A 14,345-nucleotide genomic window follows, 5' to 3' on the forward strand; every position below is an offset into this window, starting at 1 on the left:
CGCGCCGGTGCCTAGCGTGAGCGGGTGCGGCCACCGACCGAGCCCCTCGCGACGCTCTCGCCGCGCACCCACGTCTGCGACGGCGGCCGCTCCCTGCTCGGGGTCGGGGGCGGGGTCGGCGGCGAGTCCGGTCTGGTGCGCCTCGACGACGCGGAGGCCGCCGCTGTCGCGGCCGGACCGGTGGGGGGCGAGCTCGCCCGCCGGCTCCTCGACGCCGACCTGGCCGACCCGCTGGTCACGCCGCGGCCGGTGGACGCCCGCGAGGTCAGCGTGGTGGTGCCGGTGCGCGACGACGCGGTGCGACTGGGCCGGCTGCTTGCCGCGCTGCGCGAGGACCTCCCACCCGGGGTGGAGGTCGTGGTCGTCGACGACGCCTCGCGCGCCCCGGGCGAGGTCGCGGCGGTGGCGCTGGCCCACGGCGCGCGAGTGGTGGCGCACCGGCGCAACCGCGGCCCCGCCGCGGCCCGTGACAGCGGCCTGCGGGAGGTGACCGCGCCCTGCGTCGCGTTCGTGGACGTCGACGTCGTGCCGGAGCCGGGCTGGCTCGAGCGACTGCTGCCGTACCTGGACGACCCGTCGCTGGCCGTGGTCGCACCGCGGGTGCTGGGGCCCGCCGCGCGCCCCGGCGACGGCGCGGTCGCCCGCTACGAGCAGGCGCGCTCCTCCCTCGACCTGGGCCCGGCGCCGGCGGCGGTGCGTGCGGGCGGCCTCGTCTCCTACCTCCCGGGGGCCTGTCTCGTGGCCCGCACCGCGGCCCTGGGCGAGGGCTTCGACGCCCGGCTGCGCTGCGGTGAGGACGTCGACCTGGTGCGCCGCCTGCTCGCCGCGGGCTGGCGGGTGCGCTACGAGCCCGGCGCCCACGTGCGTCACGAGCACCGGACCGGCGTGGCGGCCTGGGCCGGGCGCAAGGCCTTCTACGGCACCTCCGCGGCTCCGCTGGCCGCCCGCCACCCGCAGGCGGCGGCCTCGCTGGTGCTGCGGCCGTGGACCGTCGCGCTGCTGGGCGGGCTCGTGGGCGCGCCCCTGCTCGGGCGGCAGGCGCTGGCGGTGACCGGCGCCGCGGCGGGCGTCGCGCTCGTCGGGCGCACCCGCGGCCTGCGGCGCGACGGGTCGCCCCGGCCCGTGCGGGCGGCCGCGGTCGTGGTGCTCGAGGAGGCGGTGGCGGCGCTGTGGGGGAGCGGGTCGGTGCTGCTGCGCGAGCAGTGGCTCACGGCCCTGCTCGCCGCGGTCGTCTCGCGCCGGGCCCGCCGTACGGTCGTGGTGGTGGGGGTGCTCGACGCCGTCGCCGACCACCGCCGCACCCGCCCGCGCCTCGGCCTGCTCCCGTACGCCGCCCTGCGCCGCCTCGACGACGTGGCCTACGGGGCCGGTGTGTGGGCCGGCGCCCTGCGGGAGGGATCGGTGCGCGCGCTGGTGCCCGTGCGGGTCAGTCGACCGCGGCGCCCGACCGGTCGGGGCGGGGCCGCACCCCGTTGGTGACGGGGTCGAGCTGGGGCTCCAGGCGCAGCACGGCCAGGGCGCCGCAGAGCAGGCACCCGACCACGAGCAGCCCGATGTAGACCTCGCCCAGCGCGTGGCCGATGAGGAAGCCGGAGACCGGCGGCGCGATGACGGCGGCGGCCTGGAAGGAGGCCGAGCTGAGCGCGTTGTAGCGACCCCGCAGGTGGTCGGGGGCCAGGTCGTTGACCAGCGCCGGGATGGTCGGCTGGAGCAGGGTCTCGCCGAGGGCGAAGACGGAGGCGCAGGCGGCGACGAGCACGGTGGCCGCGACGGTGCCGGCGACCAGCCCGGTGGCGCCGAGGCAGAGCCAGGCCAACGACCAGATCACCGCCATCACCGCGATGACCCGGGTGCGCCGCAGGCCCTCGATGCGCTGGAGCACGAACAGCTGGAGCACCACGATGACCAGGGTGTTGGCGCCGAAGGCCAGGCCCAGCCCCTGGGTCGAGACCTCGCCGACGGCGCGGGCGTAGGCCGGCATCCCGGCGTTGAGCTGGGAGTAGCCGACGAAGGACGACACGAAGCCCAGCACCATGAGCGAGGCCACGGCGGGCCGGCGCAGGACCACCAGGTAGCCGACCGACGGCCCGGTGGTCGCAGTGTCGTGGTCAGGCCGCCCGGCCACGTGGCGCAGCGGGCCGAGGAGCAGGACGATCGCGGGCAGGTAGCTCGCGGCGTCGCCGAGGTAGATGGCCTGGAAGGTCGAGACCTGCTCGACGTCGACCAGCACCCCGCCGAGGATCCCGCCGATCCCGATGCCGAGGTTGAGCAGGGTGAAGTTGACGCCGAAGTAGCGCTGGCGCAGCGCGGCCGGCACGACGGCGGCGATGAAGCTCTGGGAGGCCGGCCAGGAGACGCCGAAGGCGACGCCGTTCAGCGTCAGCGCCACCCCGGCCAACAGCATGGTCGAGGCGAAGGCGAGGAGGGCGTTGCCGGCGACCAGCAGGAGCAGCGAGGCGAGCAGCACCCGCCGGGCCCCGATGCGGTCGATGAGGGCGCCGCCGGGACCGACGATGAGGAAGCCGATCAGCGGGGGCACCGCGAGCAGCAGCCCGACGTCGGCGAGGGCGAAGCCGCGGACCTCGTTGAGGTAGACGACCTGGAAGGGCAGCACCAGACCGGTGCCGAAGAACTCCAGGACCACCACCGACAGCAGCAGCCGCCCCTCCCGGGGCAGGTCGTGCCAGAAGGACGCGAGGGTCGGGCGGTCGGTCGTGCCGGTGCTGCCGGGGGTGCTGGTGCTCATCTCCGGCGCAGTCTCGCACCTGCGCCGGAGACGGCGGAATCGAGCGGAACCGACCGGGGTCAGCCCTTGCGGTTGACCTTCACCTCGCGCTTGACGCGGCGTCGCAGCTGCAGGATGCGCATGCTGCCGACGATGCCGGCCAGCAGCATGCCCGCGGCGGCGGCGATGAGGAGGGCGGCGGCCTGGGGCAGCTCGGCCTCCCAGGGCAGGAAGGCCACGGTGACCCGCTCGGTGTTCTGCATGATGAAGACCACCAGCAGCACGAGCACCACGATCGAGGCGATGACGGCGACCCAGAGGCCGCTGGTGCGTGAGCCGCGCAGCGGGTCCTCGTGGCGGCTCGAGCCGGTGTCGGTCGGGGTGGGCGTGGGGTCGGTGCCGGGGCCGCGGTCGCCCGCGGTGGGCTCGTGGGACTGGGTGCTCATCGGTCGTCTCCTGGTGGTGGGGAAGGGGGTCAGGCCGTGGCCCGGGCCAGCGCCTCGAACTCGGGGTCGCTCAGCTCGATCCCGGCCGCCGCGGTGTTGGACTCGAGGTGGTCCAGGCTCCTGGTGCCCGGGATCGGCAGCATGACAGGGGAGCGGCGCAGCAGCCAGGCCAGCGCGAGCTGCGAGGGCGTGGCGTCGTGCTCGCAGCTCGCCGCCGCCAGCGGTCCGTCGTCCTTCGACAGGGCGCCGGTGGCGAGGGGGAACCACGGGATGAAGCCGATCCCCTCCGCCTCGCAGTAGTCCACGAGCTCCTCGGCGCTGCGGTCGGCGAGGTTGTAGAGGTTCTGCACGGTGGCGATGGTGGCGACCTCGCGGGCGGCCCGGGTCTGCTCGACGCTGACCTCGGAGAGCCCGATGTGGCGGATCTTGCCCTCCTGCTGCAGCGCGGCCAGCTCCCCGACCTGGTCCTCCAGCGCGACCTCGGGGTCGATGCGGTGCAGCTGGAAGAGGTCGATGCGCTCGAGGCCGAGGCGGCGCAGGCTCAGCTCGCACTGCTGGCGCAGGTAGGACGGGCGACCGACCGGGATCCACTGGCCGGGACCGGTGCGGGTCAGGCCGGCCTTGGTGGCGATGACGACGTCGTCGGCGTAGGGGTGCAGTGCTTCGCGGAGCAGGTCCTCGGCGACCTCGGGGCCGTAGGAGTCGGCGGTGTCGAAGAGGGTGACGCCGAGCTCGACGGCGCGACGGAGCACGGCGATCGCGCCGTCGTGGTCCTCGGGCGGCCCCCAGACGCCCTCGCCCGTGAGCTGCATCGTGCCGTAGCCCAACCGGCTCACGGGCAGGTCGCCGCCGATGCGGAAGGTGTCGCTCGTGCCGGTCATGTCAGGCCTCCTGCTCGGTGCGGTCGCCCGCCCACGTGGTGTGGAAGGAGCCGTCGCGGTCGACCCGCTGGTAGGTGTGGGCGCCGAAGTTGTCGCGCAGGCCCTGGATGAGCGCGGCGGGCAGGCGGCCGCGCCGCAGCCCGTCGAAGTAGGACAGCGAGGAGGCGAAGGCCGGGATCGGCACGCCGGCCTGCGCCGCGGTGGCCACCACGTCGCGCCAGGCGTCGACGCCGTCCTTGACCGCGTCGGCGAAGTAGGGCGTGGTCAGCAGCGTGGTGAGGTCGGGCTCCTCGGCGTAGGCCTCCTTGATGCGGTCCAGGAACTGCGCCCGGATGATGCAGCCGCCGCGCCAGATGGTGGCGATGCTGCCGAGGTCGATGTCCCAGCCGTGCTCCTCCGCGCCGGCCGCGATCTGGTCGAAGCCCTGCGCGTAGGCCACGACCTTGGAGGCGTAGAGCGCCGCGCGCACCTGGTCGACGAAGACGTCGCGGTCGACCTCGACGGTGTGCTCCTCGGAGGTGGTGGAGAACATCTCGCGGGCCGCGGCGCGCTGCTCGGCGTGGCCCGAGAGGCTGCGGGCGAAGGTCGCCTCCGCGATGCCGGTGATCGGCACGCCGAGGTCGAGGGCGCTCTGCACGGTCCAGCGGCCGGTGCCCTTCTGCTCGGCCTGGTCGAGCACGACGTCGACGAAGGGCTTGCCCGTCTCGGCGTCGGTGTGGCGCAGGACGTCGGCGGTCATCTCGATGAGGAAGGACTCGAGGTCGCCGCGGTTCCACTCGTCGAAGACGTCGGCGATCTCGGCGGGCTCGAGGCCGCCGACGGTGCGCAGCAGGTCGAAGGACTCCGCGATCAGCTGCATGTCGGCGTACTCGATGCCGTTGTGCACCATCTTGACGAAGTGCCCGGCGCCGTCGGGACCGACGTGGGTGCTGCACGGGGTGCCGTCGACGACCGCGGCGATCGACTCCATCACGGGGCCGAGGTTCTCGTAGGCGTGCTCGGAGCCGCCCACCATGATCGAGGGCCCGTTGAGGGCGCCCTCCTCGCCGCCCGAGACGCCCATGCCCACGAAGTGCAGGCCCTTCTCCTCAAGGGCCTGCTGGCGGCGCAGGGTGTCGGTGAAGTGCGCGTTGCCGGCGTCGACGACGATGTCGCCCTCGTCGAGCAGCGGCACGAGCTCGTCGATGACGGCGTCGGTCGGCTCGCCGGCCTTCACCATCACCAGGATGGTGCGGGGCTGCTGGATCGAGGCGACGAAGTCCTCGAGGCTCTCCGAGCCCACCAGCTCCCCGCCGCCCTCGCGGGCCTCGTCGGAGAACTCCTCGACGAGCGCGGTCATCTTGGCTGCGGTGCGGTTGTGCACGGCGATGGTGTGCCCGTTGCGGGCGATGTTGCGGGCCAGGTTGCGGCCCATGACAGCGAGGCCGGTCAGGCCGATGGTGGCAGTGGCGTCCATGGTTCGACACAACCACGGGTGGGGGGCCGCTGTTCCGCCCAAGGGGGTGAGTGGGTGCGGTCAGAACACGTTGAGCGGGCGGAACTGCACCGAGACCCGCGGCCCGGCCGAGGCGACCTTCGGCACGGCGTGCTCCCAGGTGCGCTGGCAGGAGCCGCCCATGACGAGCAGGTCCCCGTGGCCCATCTCGAAGGACAGCGAGGCCCCGCCGCCACGGGGGCGCAGCGCCAGGCGCCGCGGGTCGCCGAGGGAGACGATCGCGACCATCGTGTCCTGCGTCGAGCCGCGCCCGATGGTGTCGCCGTGCCAGGCCACGCTGTCGCGCCCGTCGCGGTAGTAGCAGCAGCCGGCGGTGCGGAAGGGCTCACCGAGCTCGTCGGCGTAGTGCGCGCTCAGCGCGTCACGGGCCTGTGCGAGCCGCGGGTGGGGCAGGGCGTCGCCGACGAGGTAGGTGTGCACGAGCCGCGGCACGTCGACGAGACGGTCGTACATCTGGCGTCGCTCGGCGCGCCACGGCACGTCGGCGACCAAGGTGGCGAGCACGTCGTCGGGCTCGGGGAGCCACGTGCGGTGCACGTCGACCCACGCGCCGTGCGACAGCGGGTGACGCTCGAGGGCGCTCAGGTCACCGACCTGCGCGACCGGCGCCTCGAAGAGCGACGACTGGAAGTCCACGCGACCACCCTAGCCCGGTCGGTCGAACGCGTGTTCGACCGACCGGGCGGCGCGCCGCCGGTCAGACGGCCTTGTTCAGCAGCGTGCGGGTGATCTGCTCGACGGTCTCGTCGGCCAGGGTGTCGAGCTTGCCGCGCAGCACGACGGGTGCCACGAGGTTGAGCAGGAAGCCGAAGTCGAAGTCGGCCCGGTAGTGGATGCGGGTCGCGCTGCCGTCGGCGTCGGGGGAGAAGCTCAGCGTGTCGGTCGCGGTCGCCGACTTGTTGGTGCCGCGGAACTGCACGCGCGAGGGCCGCTCGAAGGCCGTCGTCTCGTAGGTCAGGTCGACCGTGCGGCCCATGAACTGCGAGGTGTTGGCGTACGTCGTGCCGACGCCGCCGTCGCCGGAGGTGCGGGTGGTGGTGACGGTGCCGGGGTCCCACTCGGTGGTGTGCGCGAAGTCGCTGAGGTAGTCGAAGACGGCCTCGACGGGCCGCGGGACGGTGAAGGTGCGCTCGACGTGCATGGGTCGAGGGTAGGGAGGGGGACACGGCACGGGCTCACCCCTGGGGCGCCCGAGGTTGCGCATTCGCCGGACAGGGCGCCGCGCGCCTCCCTAATCTGGGGGGCGTGGAAGACGTTCTGGCGCCGGACGGGCGTGGCCTCAAGCACGTCGCGGTGCGCGAGTACGTCCGCTCCCTGGTGACCGGCAGCGCTCCCGGGTCGCCCGCTCCCTCCGAGCGCGAGCTCGTGCACCAGTTCGGCGTGGCCCGCATGACGGTGCGCCAGGCGATGGACGCGCTCGTGGTCGAGGGGCTGCTCGAGCGCATCCCCGGGCGGGGCACCTTCGTCGCCCGCCCGCGGCGTGCGGCCAGCCGGATCACCGGCTACACCGAGGAGATGTCGCGGCGCGGGCTGCTGGCCGAGTCGCAGACCCTCCTCGCGCGTCGTGAGCAGGCCGGTCCCGGCGTGGCCCGTGCGCTGAGCCTGACCGAGGGCGACGCCGTCATCCACTGGCGGCGGCTGCGCCGCGCCGACGGCACGCCGATGTGCCTCGAGGACGCCTATCTCAACGAGGTCCTCCTGCCCGGCTTCCTCCAGAGCGGCATGCCGACCAGCCTCTACGACGCCCTCGACGGCCGCGGCCTGCGCCCGACCTGGGCCGAGGACTCCATCACCGCCGACCGGGCGACGCCCGAGGAGGCGACCCTCCTGGAGGTCGACGAGGGCGCGCCGGTGCTGCGCCACTCGCGACGCGCGCTGGCCGGCGACAAGGTCGTCGAGGTCTCGCGCACCGTCTACCGCGCCGACCGCTTCACGCTCTGGGTCCAGCTCGGCCACGACGCCTGAGGGCCACGACGCCTGGGAGGGGTCGGCTCAGAAGGGGCGCCACTCACCGAGGCGACCCAGGTCGGCGACCGTCTGGCCGGTCTCCTCGCACACCCAGTGCGGGTCGGGGCCCCCGAGGTCGGGCTGGATGTAGAGCGAGTGCTCCGGCGCGCCGGGGCAGCCGACGCACAGGGGCCAGCGACCGGTGCTCTCGAAGAGCGCGTCCTGCACGTCCTGGGCGACCAGGCCGGCGACGTACTGCGCCCCCTCGGGCCACTGCCCCGCCCACCACGAGCGCGCCGAGACGGCGTCCTCCAGCGCCGACACGGCGGGTGGCGTGGCGTGGTCGCGGGCCCGGAGGTCGGCCAGCACCCGCGCCCGGGCGTCGAAGAGCAGCGCGTTGTCCACAGCCCCATCATGCTCCCGTTTCAAAGCCCGCCCCCGCCGGGCACCTGGAGGGGGCCGGCGCACCGTGCGCCGGCGGGGAGCGGGAGGTGGGTCATGACGGGTGGACCGGAGATCACGAGCTGGGCGGAGACGTGGCGGGTGCCGCGTCACCTCGCGGTGCTGGCCGAGCAGGAGCGCGCGGTGAGCGACTACGCCCGGGAGTGGGTGGCGCGGCGCGACGGCTTCGAGCCGAGCCCGGTGTGCGTGCTGCGGCCCCTGGCCGAGGCCATGGACCTCGTGTCGGCCGCCTTCGACGCGCTCGACCGGCGCTTCGCGGCGGTCTGGGCCGACGCGGTCGACGACGTGGAGTCGGCCCTGGCCGGGCTCGAGGCCGCCGACCTCGACGCGTCGGCGTCGGCCGCGCTCGTGCACCGCGACGTGGCGGGAGCCGGGGCGTGAGCGGCCCGGTGCTGCTCGACCCGGTGCTCCTCGCGCCCGGGGAGAGCGACCCCCAGCGCCGCCACGACGCCGCCTTCGAGTCGTGGGACGCCGCCTTCTCGGCCATGCGCGACACGATCAACCTGGGGGTGCGCGCCCTCAACGGCGTGGGCGCGGGGCTGCCCGAGCTGCCGGGCGGCAGCCTCGAGGAGCTGGTCGTGCTGCCGTTGAGCGGCGACTACACCGCGATCCGGCAGAACGCGACGGCCTGCGTGACCACCGGGTCGGCGTGGGTCGCCTGGGCCGGCAACCTCGACCGTCTCGCCGTGCACGTCGCGCTCGGGTGGAGCGGGCTGGCCGGGGCCGCCTGCGCGGCACGGATCGAGGGGCTCGCCCTCGCCGGCCGCGCGGTGGGCGCCGTCGTGGAGCGCGGCGCGCTCGTGCTGGAGGAGGTCGCCGACGTCTCCGAGCGGCTCGGGGTCGAGGTCGAGCACCTCGTCGTCGAGCTCGGCAAGGCCATGGCGCGGCTCGTGCGCGCGCTGCTCAGCCGCGCCTCCGGACCGGCAGGGTGGGCCGCCCTGGCCGCCGAGGTGGCGATGAAGGGGCTCGACGCGATCACCGACCTCGTCGACGACGTCCTGCTCGTGGTCGACCTGGTCCAGCGGTTGCTGGAGCTCAAGGAGACGGTGCCGGTCTGGGCCCGCCACGTGGGCGACCGGCTCGCGCTGCTCGCCGCCCTGCCCGACCTGGTGCCGTGAGCGGCTCGGAGGCCGACAGGCTCCTCGCCGCCGCGCTCGAGCGGTCGGGTCGCACCCTGCGGCGCGCCGCGGAGCTCGACCGCGGTGTCCCGCGGCCGGTGCTCGGTGCGCTGGAGCGCGCTGCGCGCGGCGGGACGCTCGCCCAGCGGCGCCACGCGGCCTCGGTCGACCGCGGTGAGACCACGTGGGAAGCGCTGTGGCGCGACCCCTGGAGCCTCGGGGCGGGCGAGGGCGTCGACCTCGTGCGCGCCGCGGTGGTCGAGACCGGGCGGGGCGCGTTGGCCCCACCCGTCCGGGGGTCCTAGGGTCGGTCCCGTGTCAACGACGACGCATGATCTGGACAAGTCCGACCTCCTCGCGAAGGCGACCGACCTGGCCCGGGCCGGGAAGGGCACGGGCGGTCCGCCCCACGACGACGTGGGCGCGCTGCTGGCCGCCTACTACCGCCACGTCGCCCCGGAGGACCTCGCCGGTCGGAGCGAGGCCGACGTCTACGGCGCCCTCGCCTCCCACCACCGGCTGGCCACGGAGCGGCCGCAGGGCACCGCGGCGGTGCGCGTGCTGACCCCGACGCTCGCCGAGCACGGCTGGTCGGCCTCCGGTCACACGGTCGTGGAGGTCGTCACCGACGACATGCCCTTCCTGGTCGACTCCCTCACCATGGAGCTGGCCCGGCAGCTCCACGACGTGCACGTGGTCGTCCACCCCCACTTCGACGTGCGGCGCGACATCACCGGAGCCCTGCAGCACGTCGGCGTCGTCGACGACGGCGCGCTGCAGCCCGACGGCGAGGCCGTGCGCGAGTCGTGGATGCACGTCGAGATCGACCGGCTGCCCCAGGGCGAGACCGGGGAGCAGCTCGCGCGCGACCTGGTCGCCGACGTCCAGCGGGTGCTGCGCGACGTCCGCGAGGCGGTCGAGGACTGGAGCCGCACCCGCGGCCGGATGCTCGAGATCGTCGAGGAGCTGCGCCAGGACCCGCCGCCGCTGGACCCCGAGGAGGTCCGGCAGGGCGCCGAGCTGCTGGAGTGGCTCGCCGACGACCACTTCACCTACCTCGGCTACCGCGAGTACCACCTCGAGACCGTGCCGTCCGAGGGCTCCGCCGGCGGCTCGACCGGCGGCTCGGAGGGCTCGGCCGAGGACGAGGTGCTGCGCGCGGTGCCGGGCACGGGCCTGGGCATCCTGCGCGCCGACCAGGACCAGTCGGAGTCCTTCGCGCGCCTGCCCGAGGCGGTCAAGGCCCGCGCGCGCGAGCGCAGCCTGCTGGTGCTGGCCAAGGCCAACTCCCGGGCGACCGTGCACCGCCCGGCGTACCTCGACTACGTCGGGGTGAAGACGTTCGACGCCTCGGGGGCCGTGGTCGGGGAGCGTCGCTTCCTCGGGCTGTTCTCCTCGACCGCCTACGCCGAGAGCCTCACCCGCATCCCGCTGCTGCGCGAGCGCGCGGCCGCCGTGCTGCGCCGCAGCGGCTACGACCCGCGCAGCTACGCCGGACGTGCCCTCATGGACACCCTCGAGACCTACCCCCGCGACGAGCTCTTCCACACCAGCGTCGACGAGCTGGCGCCGCGCGCCGAGGCGGCCATGCACGCCCGCGAGCGGCGCGCGGTGCGCACGATCACCCGGCGCGACACCTACGGGCGCTACGTCTCGGTGCTCGTCTACCTGCCGCGCGACCGCTACAACACCGCGGTGCGCGAGCGCTTCTCCCAGATCCTCCTCGACCGTCTCCACGGCGAGTCGGTCGAGTTCACCGTGCGGATCAACGAGTCGACCACCGCGCGCGTGCACTTCGTCGTCCACCTGTCCGCCGACGCGGCCGGGGGGAGCGGCGACATCGACGCCGCCGACCTCGAGCGTCGGCTCTCGGAGGCCAGCCGCAGCTGGCGCGACGACTTCACCTCCGCGGTCATCGCGGAGTACGGCGAGGAGGCCGGCGCCCGCCTCGGGCGGCGCTACGTCGACTCCTTCCCGGAGGCCTACAAGGAGGACTTCTCCCCGCGCACCGCGGCGGTCGACCTGCGTCGCCTCGAGGACGTCGAGGGCGAGGAGGGCATCGACCTGTCGCTCTACGAGCAGCTCGACGCCGGCCGCGGCGAGGCCCGGCTCAAGGTCTACCGCGTCGGCGAGCCGCTGAGCCTCTCGCAGGTGCTGCCCATGCTGTCCTCCCTCGGGGTCGAGGTCGTCGACGAGCGCCCCTACGAGCTCGACGGCCTCGACCGGCCGTCCTACGTCTACGAGTTCGGCCTGCGCTACGGCCGCGCCCTGCCCGAGCGGGCGCGCGGCCTCTTCCAGGACGCGCTGCGCGCGGTCTGGGAGGGACGCAGCGAGATCGACGGCTTCAACGGGCTCGTGCTCGGCGCCGGGCTGACCTGGCGCCAGACCTCGGTGCTGCGCGCCTACGCCAAGTACATGCGCCAGGCCGGCTCGCCCTTCGCCCAGGACTCCATCGAGGGCGCACTGCGCGACAACGTCGACCTCACCCGGCTCCTGGTCGCGGTTTTCGAGGCCCGCTTCGATCCCCACCCCGGCGCCGGGGCACGCGGGGAGGACGACCTCGTCGCGGCCTTCGGTCGGGCGCTGGAGGACGTCGCCAGCCTCGACCACGACCGCATCCTGCGGTCCTACCTCACGCTGGTCCGCGCCACCCTGCGCACCAACTACTTCCAGACCGTCGACGGTGAGCCCCACGCCTACCTGTCCTTCAAGCTCGACCCGCAGGCCGTGCCCGACCTGCCCCAGCCGCGGCCCCGCTTCGAGATCTTCGTGCACTCCCCGCGGGTCGAGGGCGTGCACCTGCGCTTCGGCGCGGTCGCACGCGGCGGACTGCGCTGGTCCGACCGCCGCGACGACTTCCGCACCGAGGTGCTCGGCCTGGTCAAGGCCCAGATGGTCAAGAACACCGTGATCGTGCCGGTCGGCGCCAAGGGCGGGTTCTACGCCAAGCAGCTGCCCGACCCGGGCGACCGCGAGGCCTGGATGGCGGAGGGGGTGGCGGCCTACACCACCTTCGTCCGGGGTCTGCTCGACCTCACCGACAACCTGGTCGACGGCGTGACCGTGCCCCCGCGCGACGTGGTGCGCCACGACGGCGACGACTCCTACCTCGTGGTCGCCGCCGACAAGGGCACGGCGACCTTCTCCGACCTCGCCAACGCGGTGGCGGCCGACTACGGCTTCTGGCTCGGCGACGCCTTCGCCTCGGGCGGCTCGGTGGGCTACGACCACAAGGCCATGGGCATCACCGCCCGCGGGGCGTGGGTCTCGGTGCAGCGCCACTTCCGCGAGCGCGGCATCGACTGCCAGACCCAGGAGTTCACCTGCGTCGGCATCGGCGACATGAGCGGCGACGTCTTCGGCAACGGCCTGCTCTGCTCGCCCACGACCCGGCTGGTGGCCGCCTTCGACCACCGCCACGTCTTCCTCGACCCCGACCCCGACCCCGCGACGTCCTACGCCGAGCGCCGTCGGCTCTTCGACCTGCCGCGCTCCAGCTGGCAGGACTACGACGCCTCCCTGATCTCCGAGGGCGGGGGCGTGTGGTCCCGGGGCCTGAAGTCCGTGCCGGTCAGCCCCCAGGTGCGGCGGGCGCTCGGACTGCCCGACGACGTGGACCGGCTGACCCCGGCCGAGCTGATGCGGGCGATCCTGCAGGCCCCCGTCGACCTGCTGTGGAACGGCGGCATCGGCACCTACGTCAAGGGCTCGCAGGAGACCCACGCCGACGCCGGCGACAAGTCCAACGACGCCATCCGCGTCGACGGTCGCGAGGTCCGCGCCCGCTGCGTCGGCGAGGGCGGCAACCTGGGCCTGACCCAGGCCGGCCGCATCGAGTACGCCCAGCGCGGCGGCGACGGCTCGGGCGGGGCGATCAACACCGACTTCATCGACAACTCCGCCGGCGTCGACACCTCCGACCACGAGGTGAACATCAAGATCCTGCTCGACCGGGTGGTGGCCGCCGGCGACCTCACGGGCAAGCAGCGCAACGCCCTGCTGGCGGAGATGACCGACGAGGTCGCCTCGTTGGTGCTGGCCGACAACTACGAGCAGAACCTCGCCCTGGCCAACGCCGCCGACCACGCCGCCGCGCTGCTGCACGTGCACGAGGACTGGATGCGCCGCCTGGAGCGCGACGGCGTGCTCGTGCGCGAGATCGAGGGCCTGCCCTCGAGCGCCGAGGTGCGCCGGCGCCTCGACGCCCGGGAGGGCCTCACGGCGCCCGAGCTCTCGGTGCTGCTGGCCTGGACCAAGATCGTCCTGGCCGAGGAGCTGCTCGAGTCCGACCTGCCCGACGACCCCTACCTCGCCCACGACCTGGAGGTCTACTTCCCGACGCCGATGCGCGAGCGCTTCGCCGCGCAGGTCGCCGACCACCCGCTGCGACGCCAGATCATCGTCACGCAGGTGGTCAACGACCTGGTGAACGGCGCCGGCATGACCTTCTGGCCCCGCCTGGGCGGGGAGACCGGCGCGAGCGCCGCCGAGCTGACCCGGGCCAACTTCGTGGCCCGCGAGATCTTCGGCTCCCTCGACCTGCGCGAGCGGCTCGCGACCCTCGACACCCGCATCGACGCCGGCGTGCAGACCCGGGCCCGGCTGGAGATGCGCACGCTGGTCGAGCGGGCCTCGCGCTGGCTCGTGGTCAACCGCCGCCCCCCGCTCGACTCCTCGGCCACGGTGGAGCACTTCCGCGATCCGGTGCAGGCGACGATGGCGGCCCTGCCCGACCTGCTCACCGGGCGCGAGCTGCAGGCCTTCGAGGACCGGCGTGACCGGTTGGTGCGCGGCGGGCTCGACGAGGAGCTCGCCTCGCGCGTGGCCGGTCTGCAGCCGGCCTACACGCTGCTGGGCGTGGTCGACCTCGCCCTGCGCGACGGGCTCGACCCGGTCGAGGTGACCCGGGTGCACGTGGCCCTGGGCGAGCGGCTCGGTCTGCCGGTGCTGGTCGACCGGATCCTGGACCTGCCGAGGCACGACCGGTGGCAGACCATGGCCCGGGCCGCCCTGCGCGACGACCTCAACGCGGTGCACGTGCAGCTCACCGGTCAGGTGCTGGCCGCGACGTCGGGGGAGGAGTCGGCCACCGCCCGCATCGGCTCGTGGGAGGACGGCGACGAGGTCGTGGTCTCGCGGGCCGCGGCCACGCTGCAGGAGATCTGCTCCGACGAGAGCGCCGACCTGGCGCGGATGTCGGTCGCGCTCCGTGTCGTGCGGGGACTGCTGGCCGGCTGACGGATTGGCCCGTTGTCGGCGCCCGCGCCTAGG

At 74.3% G+C, this 14,345-nt stretch carries 13 protein-coding genes; 6 read left to right on the forward strand and 7 right to left on the reverse strand.

The genetic code is table 11. The features are described 5' to 3' along the window. Window positions 1-24: 24 nt before the first annotated feature. On the forward strand, window positions 25-1,479 hold the full coding sequence (gene mftF, locus ASF50_RS03320; protein WP_056903471.1) for a mycofactocin biosynthesis glycosyltransferase MftF: 1,455 nt from the start codon (window positions 25-27) through the stop codon (window positions 1,477-1,479). On the opposite strand, the gene ASF50_RS03325 is transcribed toward mftF, so the two are convergent. From ASF50_RS03325 to ASF50_RS03350, 6 genes are all read right to left on the reverse strand, one after another. Beyond that, complete coding sequence (locus ASF50_RS03325) at window positions 1,427-2,746, reverse strand: MFS transporter (protein ID WP_056903472.1); 1,320 nt, start codon at window positions 2,744-2,746, stop codon at window positions 1,427-1,429. The two genes, mftF and ASF50_RS03325, sit on opposite strands and share 53 nt — an antisense overlap. A 59-nt stretch (window positions 2,747-2,805) precedes the next feature. Continuing rightward, the gene (locus ASF50_RS03330; RefSeq protein ID WP_056865855.1) at window positions 2,806-3,171 is read right to left on the reverse strand and encodes a lipopolysaccharide assembly protein LapA domain-containing protein; all 366 of its coding nucleotides are present in this window, start codon (window positions 3,169-3,171) and stop codon (window positions 2,806-2,808) included. Window positions 3,172-3,200: 29 nt separating this feature from the next. Continuing rightward, on the reverse strand, window positions 3,201-4,052 hold the full coding sequence (locus ASF50_RS03335; protein WP_056903473.1) for an aldo/keto reductase: 852 nt from the start codon (window positions 4,050-4,052) through the stop codon (window positions 3,201-3,203). Window position 4,053: 1 nt separating this feature from the next. Further along, window positions 4,054-5,508, reverse strand: a complete 1,455-nt coding sequence (gene gndA / locus ASF50_RS03340) for an NADP-dependent phosphogluconate dehydrogenase (RefSeq protein WP_056903474.1) — start codon at window positions 5,506-5,508, stop codon at window positions 4,054-4,056. Between the two features lie 60 nt (window positions 5,509-5,568). Next, window positions 5,569-6,183, reverse strand: a complete 615-nt coding sequence (locus tag ASF50_RS03345) for an alpha-ketoglutarate-dependent dioxygenase AlkB (RefSeq protein WP_056903475.1) — start codon at window positions 6,181-6,183, stop codon at window positions 5,569-5,571. Window positions 6,184-6,244: 61 nt separating this feature from the next. Further along, on the reverse strand, window positions 6,245-6,688 hold the full coding sequence (locus ASF50_RS03350) for an SRPBCC family protein (RefSeq protein WP_056903476.1): 444 nt from the start codon (window positions 6,686-6,688) through the stop codon (window positions 6,245-6,247). Window positions 6,689-6,792: 104 nt separating this feature from the next. Here ASF50_RS03350 and ASF50_RS03355 point away from each other — a divergent pair, with 104 nt between their 5' ends. After that, on the forward strand, window positions 6,793-7,512 hold the full coding sequence (locus ASF50_RS03355; protein WP_056865860.1) for a GntR family transcriptional regulator: 720 nt from the start codon (window positions 6,793-6,795) through the stop codon (window positions 7,510-7,512). 27 nt (window positions 7,513-7,539) lie between these two features. On the opposite strand, the gene ASF50_RS03360 is transcribed toward ASF50_RS03355, so the two are convergent. Continuing rightward, window positions 7,540-7,899 (reverse strand): hypothetical protein, encoded by a 360-nt coding sequence (locus ASF50_RS03360; RefSeq protein WP_056865861.1) that lies wholly within the window; start codon window positions 7,897-7,899, stop codon window positions 7,540-7,542. Between the two features lie 93 nt (window positions 7,900-7,992). On the opposite strand from ASF50_RS03360, the gene ASF50_RS03365 reads away from it, so the two are divergent. Genes ASF50_RS03365 through ASF50_RS03380 form a run of 4 tightly spaced genes read left to right on the forward strand, consistent with a single transcriptional unit; the run spans window position 7,993 to window position 14,312 of the window. Further along, entirely contained in the window at window positions 7,993-8,337 is a 345-nt protein-coding gene (locus tag ASF50_RS03365) for a hypothetical protein (protein WP_056865862.1), read from the forward strand. Further along, complete coding sequence (locus ASF50_RS03370) at window positions 8,334-9,074, forward strand: hypothetical protein (RefSeq protein ID WP_056903477.1); 741 nt, start codon at window positions 8,334-8,336, stop codon at window positions 9,072-9,074. Before ASF50_RS03365 ends, ASF50_RS03370 begins: the two co-directional genes overlap by 4 nt. After that, entirely contained in the window at window positions 9,071-9,379 is a 309-nt protein-coding gene (locus ASF50_RS03375; protein WP_056903478.1) for a hypothetical protein, read from the forward strand. Before ASF50_RS03370 ends, ASF50_RS03375 begins: the two co-directional genes overlap by 4 nt. A gap of 10 nt (window positions 9,380-9,389) precedes the next feature. Further along, entirely contained in the window at window positions 9,390-14,312 is a 4,923-nt protein-coding gene (locus ASF50_RS03380) for an NAD-glutamate dehydrogenase (protein WP_056903479.1), read from the forward strand. The last annotated feature ends 33 nt before the right edge of the window (window positions 14,313-14,345 follow it).

The sequence above is a fragment of the Nocardioides sp. Leaf307 genome, from assembly GCF_001423135.1.
GTDB lineage: Bacteria > Actinomycetota > Actinomycetes > Propionibacteriales > Nocardioidaceae > Nocardioides > Nocardioides kribbensis.